The following is a 13,335-nucleotide window of genomic DNA, read 5'->3' as shown; positions in this document are numbered from 1 at the left end:
GGACGGGAAGAGGCGAGCCGGTCTGCCGCTGCTGCACGAACCGGCCCGCCCCTTCGGCATCGTCTCAGTGGACGAGGGCGGCCTCCGCCTCGTCCCAGGCGGGGTTCAGGTCTTCCTTCTTCCCTCGGATGAGGAGGAATCCGGTGAGAGAGGCGGCGACCATGGTCACTGCTGCGGCCAGGAACACGGCCTTGTAGCCGTCGGTGAATGCGGTGAGCTCGGCCGTTCCGGACGCGATGGCGGAGTCCGCGGTGCTCGCGTAGAACACGGTGAACACCGCGAGACCGATGGACCCGCCGATGTGGAAGACGGAGTTGACGACGGCGGAGGCCACTCCGGCGTCCTCGTTCTCGACCCCGAGAAGGGCGAGGTTCTGGACGGGCACGAAGAGCATGGAGAGTCCGATTCCGAGCACGACCAGGGCGGGCAGGACCTGGAGGAAGTAGTTCCCGTCCGGGGTGATGCCGAGGAGCAGGAAGAGCCCTGCTGCCGAGACGAGCGGCCCGACGATCATCAGGGGTCGGGGGCCGAACGTGTTGAGGATCTTCGTGGTGACGGGCGAGAACGCCATGATCGCGACGGTCATGGCGAGGTTCGCGAGTCCTGCCATCAGCGGTCCCATTCCGAGCACGATCTGGAAGTAGAACGCGAGATAGAGGATGGCCCCGATCATCACGGCGCCATTGGCGGCCTGGATCAGGATCGCGCCGCCTCGCACACGACGCAGGATGACGCGCAGGGGCAGCAACGGCTGGTCGACCTTGCGTTCGATGAGCACGAAGACGGTCAGCAGGACGATGCCGAGTGCGAGGAAGGCGACGGTGTCGATCGCGCCCCATCCGTGCTCGGCTCGGGTGAACCCGTAGACGATCGCGCCCAGTCCCAGGGTCACGGTGACGGTTCCCCAGACGTCGTAGCGGTTGTCTCCTTCCGCCTTGCTCTCGCGGAGCACGAGAGCCCCGCCGACGAGGCCGAAGGCGACGAAGATGAGGTTGACGAAGAGGCACCAGCGCCGTCGTCAGGACAGTTCGACACCGAGGGGGTCGGGCCTCACCTTCCGACGTCGGCAGGAGAGGATGGCAAACTGGCGGCCGACGCTGTCGCACCCGCTCGTGCGGTGACGCGTCGACACCCTCCGGGCGCCTCAGCACCCGCCATCCCTAGCCGCTCACTCGGACCGAGGGAGCGGCGGAATCGATCACGACATGGAACCGAACCCGCCCAGCGGTGAGGGGGTCCTGCCCTCTCCTCGGACGTCTCCTCGCGCGACGCGACCCAACAACCGGACTCGGATCCTCGACGCAGCGGTCCGTGTCGCGGCGAGGGAAGGTTCTGTTCGCGTCACGCTCGAAGCGACTGCCGAAGAGGCTGGGCTGACACGCGGTGGAATGATGTACCACTTCCGCGATCGAGCCGATCTCGCCCATGCTCTCCAGGAGCACGTCGCGGCCGGCTGGGAAGCCCAGCTGATCGACGTCGCGGGGAAGACCGCGAACGAGGCCACCTTGACGGAGCGCGTGAGTGCCTACGTCACCGTCGCCCTGACGCCGTCGACGCACATGCAGATCGGACTCCTCCAGGCCACGGGCAGCGACACCGCTCTCCGAGCGCCGGTAGCGGAGGTGCGCCGAAGGTGGACGCCCTCCGCAGAGGAGACCGCGACCGATCCGATCACTCTCCGCCAGTTCATCGCCTGCCTTGCGGCTGACGGCCTGTGGTCGCACCACTCCCTCGGAGGCGATCGGATACCGGACGACACTCGAGCCGCGGTGATCTCCGAGATCATCCAGCTCTCCAGCACGGGGTGATGCACGAAGGGCACTTTCCGGCGCGAGGCGGATCCCGGTCGGAGGAGCTCGACCGGGACCGAGACTCTTCCTTCTGCGGTCGAGGATCAGGACAAGCCTGTCCCCGGACCCGGCTCCTGGGTCGAGGCGAGCCCCAGGCCGGCCTCGCACTGCTGAGGATGCAGCAGGGACGGCATCCTCGAGGAGCGCCGCCATCGCGTCGCGCCACGGCAGCACGGTCGCGAACGCGGCGCCCAGGATGGTCGGCGACGCCTCGTGCTGCCCCGGAGCGCTCAGGACGCAGCCGGAGGCGACGTCCATGTCGAAGTCGCGCCACGTGGAGCGTCACCGACACGACCGGTCCGACGACGGCCGACCAGGAGACGTCCCGCGTGCGCCCGCACAGGCACTCCGCTCGTCAGCGGGACAGCAGCGCGACGTGGATCTCCTCGGCGAGGAGGTCCAGCGCTCTCGCGTGGGACGCCAGGAAGGCCCGGCCGTCGCGCGTGATCGAGAAGCGCTCGATGCGCTGCAGTGCGGTCCTCCTGCCTCTCTCCAGGAGCACCAGGCCCCGGCGGGAGAGCCGGAGGAGCCGCTTGCGCACCTCGAGGACCTCGACACGGTCGCCGGAGCGGAGGTCGAGGACTGCTCGCAGGCGGGTCTCGTCGCGGTTCTCTCCGGTCGCGAGCGCGATCAGGATGAAGACGTCGATGCTGCAGTCGAGCCCGCAGGCTCCGCAGCGGTTCGTGCACCGCGCAGAGCGTGCCAGGGACACGAGGAATCGATCGAGGCGCATCACGGGTGTCTCCTGGGGAACGGCGGTCTCCTGCTGCATCGGGAGGAAGGGGCTGGGCCGGTCACCGCCGGCGCGCGTCCGGGAGTCCGCTCAGGAGAGGTTCGCACATCAGCGATCGGTCCGGACAGCAGGATACGGCCCGATCGCCGCCCCGGTCCGCAGCCGGTGGTGATGCCGCCGCGGCGGGATCGTCGGGCGATCAGGGTCGAGGACCCGTCCGTACGGCGCAGGGGGGCTCAGGAGAGAGGGAGGGCGTTGCCGTTGATCAGCAGGAGGTCGTGTCCTCCGACGGCAGCTGCGCTCCCGGCCGCTCCGTCGTCCTTCTCCTCGGTGAGGGGGTGCGACTGCACGACCTTCGTCAGCACGAGCCCGGTGGTCGGGACGGTCCTGGTTCTCACTCTGTGGTGCATCTCGTCGGTCGTCCTCCAGAGGTGGCGGCGCTGCAGGTCGGGCGCAGTGCCGGTCGGGGCGGGACAGCGGAGGAGCGGGCGATCGTGGCGCCCGCTCCCCCGCCTTCTCAACGGCAGCTGCGCGCCGGGTAGTCGACGCTCGTCTGCGTGCTGACCGTCTTCCCGTCGACGACGGCCTTTCCTGTCGCGGCCACCGACCCCGCGGGGATCGAGACCGCTCGGGTGGTGACGGCGCTCGACGCGGACGATCCCGGAGCGACTCCGGTCACGCTCTTCGAGCCGAAGGCGGTGACCGTCGTGATGTCCATGATCGAGCGGCTGTCGTTCTTGACCACAGTGGTCAGGACGACCTTCCCGCTGACGCAGCGGGTCGACGCCGTGGCGGTCACGGTCAGGGGCGACGTGACGGTGACCTTGGCGGTCACAGTCCGGTTCGCGGGTGCGACCTCCTCCGTCGGCGTCAGGTCGAAGACCGGCCGGCCGTCGGCGGCGTAGTGGATGCGGGCGAGACGGGTGTCGCGGCCGTCACCCCCGACTCCGTTGCCCCAGGTGTGGTAGACGTACACGTCGTTGCCGTCCTCGTCCTGGGTGACGGCTCCGTGGCCGGGACCCTGCTCGTAGGTGCGGTAGTCGAGGACGCCGTTGGGCATGGGGACGCTCTGCAGGAGCGGGGCGTCGTACTTGGTCCAGCTCGCGATGTCGGTCAGGTCACTGCCCTCCTTCGCCCAGGCGCCGCCCACGATGTACTTCGGGCTGACGCCGCTGCTGGAGTAGACGAGCGTGATCCTCCCGTCGCGCTGGATCGCGAACGCTCCCTCGGACAGGTGGTCCTCGAACGTCAGCGAGGGCACGATGATCGGGGTCGGCTCGCCGATGACGCGGGTGGGGTTCGCGGGATCGACCTTGGCGATCCAGGTCGCCGGGTCGCTCACTCCGTTGTCGACGTAGCGCTGGGACCAGGCGTAGTACGCAGTTCCACCGGACTCGAAGTAGGTCATGTCGAGGCTGATGTTGCGTCCCGTGCCGGGGCGTCCGAGGGCGCTCCCGTCGCTCTTCACGACGGCGCGCGGCGCGCTCCAGTCGGAGGGGTTCGCGGGGTCTCCGCCGTCGCGCAGCTGCATGATGTGCGCCTGCACCGTGAACCACTGACCGTTCTGGTTCGACTGGTCGTTGTCCGGGTTGAAGCACGGGGCGAACAGGATGGAGAGCTTGCCGCCGATCTCGTGGATCTCGGGGGCCCAGTAGCAGCCCGCGATCACCTTGCCCTCGGCGGTGCGGTCCATCCGCGTGGTGCGGTTGAGGAGGTCCACCTCACGGGCCCGTCCGCCGTTGTCGTCGCTGAGCTGGTCGATGCTGTCGGCGACCCGGATCGGCAGGTGCTGCGAGGCGACGTTGTTGTTGTTCGTGTCGTCCGTGGCGGTGAAGAGGTACTGCGTCTTCCCGTTTCGCTCGTAGCGGTAGATCGTCGGATCCGCGCGGTTGTAGGCGAACGGCTCGTTGTACTGCCGCTGGCGGACGGTCCCGGAGAGGTCGTACGTTCCCGGGCCCTTCGCGGCGAGGTCGGCGAGCTGCTGCTGGTTCCAGTCGATGCCGAGGCTGCCGGTCGAGCCGTCGTTGTAGGAGAGCTGCGCCTTCACTCCGGACAGGGCGGAGGTGTCGCCCTGATCGATCGTCTGCGGTGCGACCGAGGATCCGGTGTTGACCGTGCGGCCGAACTTCTTCACGAGCGAGTCGGCGACGGAGCCGGAGACGGTCAGCGCGCCGCCCGGCAGAGCGTCGGCGACGCGGCCCGGGACTCCGGAGAGGTCGGGAGCGGCGACGGTGGCGGGGCTTCCACCGAGGACCGCACCGCGGTTCCCGTCGGTCACGACGACGCTGCGACGGCCGCCGTCCTTCGGCCAGAACGCCTGCGCGCGGAGCTCGGTGCGGGCGAGGTCCGTGACGGTCGTGTACTTCGCCGCCCCGGAGGAGTCCGTCCAGGAGACGAGGTAGCGGTTCTGGTCCGTGTCGAAGACGGCCTTCGGCGCGACGACGCCGCCGGTGGTGCCGAGGTCGATGAGGCCGAGCTCGGTGAAGTCGGACGCGGTGGCGTCCGTGGCCTTGAAGATCAGAGCACTCGAGGCCCCGGTGCCGTCGGACGCGCCCGACTGCAGGACGCGCGTGGCGATCACGCCGACGGTGCCGTCGGCGAAGGTGAACAGCGAGGGGTTCGCGAGGCCGCGGTTGTCGGCCTTGTCGGTTCCGAGGAAGACCCCGTCGGCGAAGAGGACTCCCGAGTTGCCCGAGAGCGGTGCGGCGTCGGCGACGGACGAGCCGAGTGCCAGGTGGAGGCCGCGGGCGATCGTGTCCTGGTTCGCCTTGTCCTCGCCGGTCGGCGTCCGGGTGTACGACACCACGGTCTTCGCCGTGGAGGCGCTGAGGACGGTGGTGCGGAAGGTCTTCGTCAGCGTGGTGGCGCCGACCTTCACGGAGGCGGTGAGCGCGAGTGCCCGGTCGGTCGCCGAGTCGTTCACGAGGCGGCTGCCGGACAGGCCGGCACCGTCCGCGCTCCACGACACGGTGTAGCCGGCGACCGTGGGAAGAGCGGTTCCGGAGGCGACGGTCGGCGGGACGACGAGGGCGGTGCGCAGGCGCGCCGTGGCGTCGGCCTCGGTGTCGGCGGCGACGGTGACGGTTCGCGCGGTGCCGGTGGCGGCGGATCCGGCGAACGTCGCGGTCGGGGTCAGGGTCACGGTGGCGTTCGCCGAGCCGGGTGCCGGGCGGCGCACGGAGCCGTCGGTGCCGATCACCGCGGGGTCGCTGCTCGCCCAGGTGAGGACGGAGCCGCCCGCGCCGCGGGTCGGGAGGGAGAGGTCGCTGGTGACGGGTCCGGTCACGGCGATGGTCGCCGCGGCGGCGTCCGATGCAGCGATCGCGGCAGCGGCCGGAGCCGCGTCCTCGCGCACCTGGTCCTGGGTCAGTGCGGAGGAGTAGACGTGCACGTCGTCCATCGCCCCGGCGAAGAGAGGGTCGGGGCCGTAGAACGACTTGCCGAGGAGGCCGGAGAAGGCGGAGGTGCCGACAGTCGCCGCTCCGGTCGCGGAGGTCGGGGTGGTCTGGGCGAGCCGGCCGTCGACGTAGGTCGAGACGCTGACGCCGCTGCGGAGGACCACGGCGACGTGGCTCCAGCGGCCGGTGGCGGCGGGACCGGAGTCGGCCGCGCGCTGCTCCGAGCCGTTCTTCACGGCACCGATCAGGCTGCTTCCGCACTGGGGCGTGGTGAAGAGGTACCGCTCGGTCGACTGCCCGAGCGCGTACGCCCAGCTGCAGTTCTGGTTCCCCTCCCAGCGCAGCCAGGCCGACATGGTCACGTCGGTGGTGGCCGCCGTGGTCAGTCCCGGCGCGATCTCGGCGTAGGCGGCGGAGCTGCCTGCGGCGCCGCCGGGGAGGCGGAGTGCGCGGTCGGTGCCGCCGCGCGGACCGGCGACGGTCGTCGCTCCGGTCCCGCGCACGGTGGCGGAGCGGCCCGCAGCGGAGTCGGTCAGGGTCGTGCCCGCGCCCACGGCGGAGCCGACGGCGGCGGACGAGGAGAAGTCGTAGGAGAGGACCGGGCTGGGCACCGCGGCCTGTGCGGGTGCCGCGCCGAGCGCAGCCCCTCCCGCTGTCAGGCTCGCGGCGACCAGGAGGGCCGTCGTGCGTCGGAACCGCATTGTTCGTCTACTTCCGTGGGAGAGGTGGATGCGGGGAGCACGGACCCAGGGTCCATGCTCCCCTGCTCCGGTGGCCGGAGGCCCCGGAACGGAGGAGGTCAGGGGAGGGGCGGCTGGACGCCGCCCCTCCCCTGTCACCGGCCTAGCGGCAGGTGAGCGCCGAGTACGGCGCGGTGGCCGTCCTGGTGCCGTTCGCGTCCTTCGAGGCGACGCTCACCTCGCCCGCGGTGACCGAGGTCGCCCGGGTGGTGAAGGCGGCGGACACGGACTTGCCGGGAGCGACCCCGGCGAAGGTCCTGCTCCCCCACTGCGAGCCGACGGTCATCTCGACCGTGGAGCCGCTCGTGTTGGTGCCGGTCGCGGTGACCGTCACCTTGCCGGCGACGCAGCGGCTCGCGGCCGAGGCCGTCAGCGACGGTCCGGGAGGAGCCGTGGCGGTGATGGTGGCGATGGCCGGCGTCGCTGCCGAGTTGGCGAGCTGTCCGCGCACCTGCACGGTGTCGCCCGCCTTCTTCAGCGAGCTGAGATCGGCGGTCGCCCACGTCACGGCGACCGTCTCACGGTGGCCGTCCTTGAACGTCGCGCCCACCGTGGCGGGCAGGTCGACGGTGGTCGATCCGGCCTGAACGGTCCGCGCCACGGCGTCGATCGAGGTCACCAGGAGCGACGGGTTCCACTTCGCGGCGAGCCCGTCGCGCTCCTTCGCAGTGATGGAGACGACGGATCCGTGGCGGGGCGACGTCGGCAGCGAGAAGCTGCTGGGGATCGTCCACTGGATGTCGCCCTCGAGCGAGTTCGTGCCGAGCGGGATGTAGCCGCGTCCGCCGTAGTTGTCGGTCCAGAGGAAGTACTTGTACCCCGCCCGGTCGCCCTCGTTGGTCTTGAAGATCTCGGGACCCTCGACCTCCGGCGTTCCGGCGGTGCGGCCGATGCAGGTGTCGATGAGGCTCCACGCACCGGAGGCGGTGGTGGCGCGGAGGTTCGTCGACTTCTGTCCGATGATGTCGGGCGAGGGGCAGCCGCTGGTCTGGGTCGCCTTCGTGAAGCGGTAGTAGGTGTCGCCGTCCTTGAGCATCGTGGCGTCGATCAGTCCGTTGCTCTTGTTGAGCGAGGGGACGTCAGCGGCCTTGAACCAGACCTCGGGGGTGGTGAAGTCGCGGAAGTCGCGGGTGGTGGACGTGAGGATCTGCGGTCCGTTGCCGTCCTCGACGTTGCGCGTGCTGTCGGTGAAGAGGGCCGAGGTCCAGTAGACGACGTAGGCGTCGATGGTGGGGTCGTAGGTGGCCTCCGGTGCCCAGGTCATGCCCGCGTTGGGCAGGTTGACCTCGACGTGGCGCTGCTGGCCCCAGTTGACGAGGTCCGTGGACTCCCAGATCTCGAGGTAGCGGCTGCCGCGGTTGGTCGATCCGCCGAAGCCGGTGGTGCCGACGGAGAGGTCGGTGGCCATCAGGAAGAAGCGGTCGCCCTCCTTCGAGCGGAAGACGAACGGGTCGCGCAGCCCCTTCGTGCCCATGGTGGAGGTGAGGATCGGCTGGGCGTCGTTCAGGGTCTTCCACGTGAGCGAGTCGTTGCCGTCGGAGGTCGCGAAGCGGATCTTCTCGCCTTCGATGCTGTCGCCGGTGAAGTACGCGAACAGGTACGCGTCGAGGTCGCTCGCGGCCACGGGAGCCGCGGCCGGAACGGTGCGCGTGAGCGTCCGCACGAGGGGCGTGGTGCCGGGCACCGTGACCGTCGCGGTGAGGGTGACGTTGGTGTCGGCGGACGGGCGCGTGAGCGAGCCCTTCGCGACGACGTTCGGCGCGGTGCCCTTGTCGGCGGAGGTGATGACGGCCTCGTTCGACGAGGTCCAGCTGACCACGGCGCTGGAGCTGTTCGCGCGCGCGGCGGTGGCGGCGACGTCGGCTCCGGTCGAGGGCAGGTTCAGGCTGCCGCGCACCGGTCCGGCGAGAGCGGGATCGTTGCTGATGCCGTCGGCGACGGCCCGGGCGAGCTCGGCCTCGGCGCTGTCACCGGCGGCGTACGCCGGGACGAACACGGTGGTGGCACGGCCGACGACGGTGATGCCGCCGTGGACGGCGGTCGGGGTCAGCGTGACGGTGGCGTCCGGGCTGCCCGCGGCGGGCCGGGTGACGACGCCGCTGGTGCTGACGACGCCGGGGGCGCTCGACGTCCAGGTGATCGTGGAGCCGTTGGCGCCGGTCGTGGGGAGGGCGAGGTTCGAGGTCACGTTCGAGGTGTCGCCGAGCGAGACGGCGGCGTCCTGGTTCGCGAGAACCGAGTGCACGGATGCGGCGCTCTGCTGCACCTGGCCGGCGGTGAGCGCGGAGGTCCAGACCTGCATGTCGTCGATGGCACCGGCCCAGTAGGCGTCCGCGCCGTAGAACGATTTGCCGAGGAAGCCGGAGAACGTGGACGTGCCGATCGCGGACGCGGCGGTGAAGGTCGTGCTGCCCTGGCCGACGAGAGCTCCGTCGAAGTAGGTCGAGACCGACTGGCCGCCCTTGACGACGACCGCCATGTGCACCCAGCGGTTCGCGGCGACCGGAGTGTTGCCTGCGGCCCGCACCTCGGAGCCGCTCTTGATCGCGCCGAAGCCGGCCGGTCCGCACTTCGTGGTGGAGAGGACGTGGGAGTCGACGCTGGAGCCGAGCGTGAAGGGCCAGGTGCAGTCCGGAGCACCGCTCCAGCGCAGCCAGGCGGACATCGTGACGTCCTGCGTGCCGGCGGGGATCAGGCCCGGGGCGATCCGGACGTGCGGCGCGGCCGACGTGCTCGATCCGCCCGGGAGCGAGAGAGCGCGGTCGGTGGAGGCGCCGGAGGGACCCGCGACGCTGGTCGCGCCGGAGTTGATCAGGGTGCCGGGGTGGTTGCCCGGAGCGGAGTCGGCGACGACGGCTCCATTGGCGAGCGTCGCGCCGATGCCGTCGAACGAGTACTGCAGCGCGGGAGCGGGGACGGTCTCTGCGGCGCCGGCGGCGCCGATCGGTCCGAGTACGCCGCCGAGGCAGGCGATGGCGAGCGTCAGCGCGGCGCCCGCTCGGGGGAGGCGTGAGCGCCGGGTGCGCTCCTGCCGGGGGGTTCGTGACATGGGGGGTCCTTCAGGTGAGGGGTCGGAGGGGGAGGACGGAGCCCGCGCGATCGGCCGGCGGAGTGGTGAGTCCGGCGTCCGTCTGGCGGGGAGGGAATCGCCGGAAGGCGGCCCGGGACGCGGGCCTGGCGACCCGTGATCGGGAGGCGGAGGTCGACGTGGGTGCGAGGACGAGACGTCGCGCGCTGCGGGCGCCGACCGCGGTCACCGCGTGGAAGGTGTCGGCCGGGCCGACAGTCATCGGGGCCGGGCGTGGGCCTGCGGCGGGAGGGTGCGGCGGGAGGGTGGTGCTGTCGTCATCATCGACGTTCCTCTCAGGTTCGCCTTCGAACCGGTCGGAGTGGGACGCGAGGCGCGAGGACGCGCTTGCCCACTTCAGGTGACACCGTACCGACTTTTGTTAACGGTAACAATGGCGGATTCCCGGGCGATGCCGCAGCGACGGCGGGTGTGAGCGCTCTCTCCCTGCGAGCACGGGGATCCGCGTGGACGGATCACCCTCGCCCGGCGGGGCTCGGACCGGATCCGCTCGAGACCGGCACTTGACACCGGCTCCGCGACCGGTCGATGGTTGTCCACGTCAACATGCAGGTCGTGATCAGCTTCCCATCCCACTCGGAGCGTCGGCGCTGACGCGTCCCGCGGCGGGACGACCGGATCACCATCCCGGTCGCTCCGGCGCATCCTCTGCCGTGCTCCGATCCCTTCGGACACGGCTCCTTCCTGCGACCCTCATCCGCGTCCCTTCGGGGACGCCGGATGTCTGTGAAAGGCACCCATGTCCCGGACAACGAAGTCCCACCCCTCCAAGCGCCTGATCGGCGCCCTGATCGCGGCCGTCGTCGGCATCACGACCTTCGGCATCAGCTCGCCCGCCTCTGCAGCCACCGCCCCGGTCGGCCTCGGATCGGCGCAGGAGATCCGCAACCAGCACAGCAGCATGTGTCTCGACGACTTCGACTTCGGCACTCAGCCCGGAGCCGAGGTGCGGCAGTGGAGCTGCACCGAGGGGAGCAACCAGCGCTGGCAGGTCACCGACCTCGGCACCGGCTACGCCGAGATCAAGAACACCTTCAGCAACCTCTGCCTCGACAACTTCGACTTCGGCACCACTCCGGGCTCGGAGGTGCGGCAGTGGAGCTGCAACGGCAGCACCGCCCAGCAGTGGCGGATCACCTCCGTCGGCGGAGGCTACGCCGAGATCGCCAATCGGCACAGCGACCTCTGCCTCGACAACAAGGACTTCCGCCAGATCGACGGCTCCCCCATTCAGCAGTGGACCTGCACCGGCTCCAAGGCCCAGCGCTGGGCACTGACCGATCCGACCGTGCAGAAGATCACCTGGACGCTGAACCGCGTCGCGAGCCCGACCGCGGACGAGGCCGACGCCTACGCCCGCATCACCGACGCGATGGACCGCGCCGTGGCGCGCTACAACCGCCTCAGCAACATCTCCCGCTCCCTGACCGTCTCGTACAGCCCCGGAACCCCGACGGCCGATGCGAACATCTACGGCCAGATCCGCTTCGGCAAGGAGCGCGTCTACATGGTGGAGGGCACCGCCATGCACGAGATCTCGCACACCGTGGGCTTGGGCACGTCGACCACCTTCAACACGAACTGCGAGAACAGCAGCTGGGACTCGGCCCTGGCACTGCTGCGCACCTGGGACGGACCGGACGCGACAATCCAGTGCACCCCGGGTCACATCTTGAACTACGGCCTCAACTACAACAGCGAGTTCAGCCAGCTGAACCTCGAGCGCCACGTGAAGCTGGTGCAGTCCATGCTCAGTGACGGCATGTAGCCGTCACTCGAGGCACGCCCGAACGAGCATCCTCGCCGCCCCTCGCGGGCGGCCGGCGCCGGCGGGGCGGGGAACCAGAGCCCTCCCCCCCCGCCGGCGCCGCATGCCCCGATGTCTCCCTCCGGAGGCGCGGGGCAGCGGAGCGCTCGGGAGTCGAGGAGGGCCCCTCGACCGGGTGGTCGCAGCCGACGTGCCGGACGCCGCACCCTGGGGAGGGGGCGTCCGGCACGTCCCCCTCGTGTCCGCGCCGTCCGGTCCGCCGGACCCCCCGGAGGCGCATGACGGGCGGCGTCTGCGGGCGCTAGCGGTTCTGCTCGACGGTGCTCGGCGCGGTCCGGTGCGTCTCCGGCGCCTCCGTGCCGACGGGCTCCGCCTCCCCGCTCGCCGCGGCCTCCCGCAGGTACTGCGCCGACATGACGCGGTAGGAGCGGGTGAGCATCGCCGCGCCGGCCGCGATGATCATGACGACTCCGCCGACCAGGAACACCAGCGCGATCCCCCGGCCGATGCCGTCGCCGAGCAGCCCGCCGAACGCCGAGCGCCCGGCCGGCGACTCCATGTACGGGATGAGCGCGAACTCGGCGATCGGGGCGATGAGGAACGACGTGATCGGAGCGGCGGCCGACTCGAACGCCGCCGCGAAGCCGAAGACGCGCCCCTGGGTCTCGAAGGGGACGACCTTCTGGATCACCGTCTGCTCGGCGGCCTCGACCGCCGGGATCAGGGTCATGTAGATCCAGATGCCGCCGGCGTAGAGCCACCACCAGTCGCGGAGGGTGAAGACCGCGCCGATCAGGCCCATCGCCATCACGAGCAGCAGCATCGTCCGGATCGGGTTCCTCCCGAGACCGAACCTCGCGACGAGCAGACCGCCGATGACGAAGCCGGTCGCCGTCACTCCGAGCACCACGCCCCACAGCTCGACCGGGAACAGCTCGAGGCCGTACGGGTCCATCAGCGCCATGTAGACGCCGCCGATCAGGTTGTTGAACGTCGAGAAGACGATGAGCGCGAACAGCCCGGTCGCCGCCCGCACCGCGGTGATGCTGCCGCGGAGATCGATCAGCGGCGCCCTCTCCCCCGTCGGCGCGGGCCGGTCCTCCGGGATGCGCAGGAAGAGGAGGTGCAGGAGCGCGGCGGCGGAGAGGCCGATCGCGATCACCAGCGTCCACCCCATGCCGAGCAGGCCGATGGCGAGCCCGCTGAAGACGCTCGTCACCACGAAGGCGAGGCCCTGGACCGTGCCGACGAGGCCGTTCGCGCGGGCGTGCCCCTCCACCGGGACCAGCAGGGTCACCGTCGTGGACAGGGCGATGTTGCGCATGTTCTCGATGACGGCGCCGAAGAGGATCGTGCCCGAGAACACCCAGAACCAGGGGGCGCGGAAGTCCAGGAGCGCCGCCTCGGGCAGCGCGAGGAAGAGACCGCCCGCGACGCCGAAGGACACCAGCGTGACCGCGCCGGCGAACACCATGACGCGGAACTTGCGGTGCCGGTCCACGATCGTGCCGAAGGCCATCGCGAAGACCGCGACGAGCAGCATGTAGGCGCCGCCGATGATCCCGGTCGCCAGGACGGAGCGCGTCTCGAGGTAAACCCAGAACGTGAGCGCGAACCAGAGGAAGCTCGTCGTCACGTTCGCGACGGCGGTGTTGAGGAGGATCTGGTGGAAGTCGCGGAGCCTCGTCGAGGCGTCGACGGCGGGTCCGGGCACGGGGGCGGTCGAGGACACGGCTTCCCTCCGCTCGCGACGGCGCC

8 protein-coding genes are annotated in these 13,335 nt (G+C 70.6%); 2 read left to right on the top strand and 6 right to left on the bottom strand.

Annotated features, from left to right (window positions below):
* Positions 1 to 64: 64 nt before the first annotated feature.
* On the bottom strand, positions 65 to 952 hold the full coding sequence (locus C5C57_RS02790; RefSeq protein ID WP_374953594.1) for an MFS transporter: 888 nt from the start codon (positions 950 to 952) through the stop codon (positions 65 to 67).
* Between the two features lie 253 nt (positions 953 to 1,205).
* On the opposite strand from C5C57_RS02790, the gene C5C57_RS02785 reads away from it, so the two are divergent.
* Positions 1,206 to 1,808, top strand: coding sequence for a TetR/AcrR family transcriptional regulator (locus C5C57_RS02785; protein WP_104297264.1), 603 nt, complete (start codon positions 1,206 to 1,208; stop codon positions 1,806 to 1,808).
* Positions 1,809 to 2,205: 397 nt separating this feature from the next.
* Here the strand turns inward: C5C57_RS02785 and C5C57_RS02780 are convergent, their stop codons facing one another.
* From C5C57_RS02780 to C5C57_RS02770, 4 genes are all read right to left on the bottom strand, one after another.
* The gene (locus C5C57_RS02780; RefSeq protein ID WP_104249689.1) at positions 2,206 to 2,586 is read right to left on the bottom strand and encodes a hypothetical protein; all 381 of its coding nucleotides are present in this window, start codon (positions 2,584 to 2,586) and stop codon (positions 2,206 to 2,208) included.
* 233 nt (positions 2,587 to 2,819) lie between these two features.
* Positions 2,820 to 2,981: a hypothetical protein gene (locus tag C5C57_RS17930; protein ID WP_181027229.1), complete on the bottom strand. Its 162-nt coding sequence runs from the start codon at positions 2,979 to 2,981 to the stop codon at positions 2,820 to 2,822.
* Between the two features lie 119 nt (positions 2,982 to 3,100).
* Positions 3,101 to 6,682 carry a family 43 glycosylhydrolase gene (locus C5C57_RS02775; protein ID WP_104297263.1) on the bottom strand — a complete coding sequence of 1,194 codons (3,582 nt, stop codon included), beginning with the start codon at positions 6,680 to 6,682 and terminating at the stop codon, positions 3,101 to 3,103.
* A 142-nt stretch (positions 6,683 to 6,824) separates the two neighbouring features.
* Positions 6,825 to 9,770: an immunoglobulin-like domain-containing protein gene (locus C5C57_RS02770; protein WP_104297262.1), complete on the bottom strand. Its 2,946-nt coding sequence runs from the start codon at positions 9,768 to 9,770 to the stop codon at positions 6,825 to 6,827.
* Positions 9,771 to 10,548: 778 nt separating this feature from the next.
* Here C5C57_RS02770 and C5C57_RS02765 point away from each other — a divergent pair.
* Positions 10,549 to 11,577 (top strand): RICIN domain-containing protein, encoded by a 1,029-nt coding sequence (locus tag C5C57_RS02765; protein ID WP_104226029.1) that lies wholly within the window; start codon positions 10,549 to 10,551, stop codon positions 11,575 to 11,577.
* A 301-nt stretch (positions 11,578 to 11,878) separates the two neighbouring features.
* Here the strand turns inward: C5C57_RS02765 and C5C57_RS02760 are convergent, their stop codons facing one another.
* Positions 11,879 to 13,309 (bottom strand): MFS transporter, encoded by a 1,431-nt coding sequence (locus C5C57_RS02760; protein ID WP_104224388.1) that lies wholly within the window; start codon positions 13,307 to 13,309, stop codon positions 11,879 to 11,881.
* Positions 13,310 to 13,335 lie beyond the last annotated feature (26 nt).

It is taken from the genome of Rathayibacter sp. AY1C5 (assembly GCF_002931705.1).
Lineage (GTDB): Bacteria > Actinomycetota > Actinomycetes > Actinomycetales > Microbacteriaceae > Rathayibacter.
Note: the sequence above shows the minus strand (reverse complement) of the source record. Positions and strands in the feature narration are given on the sequence as shown.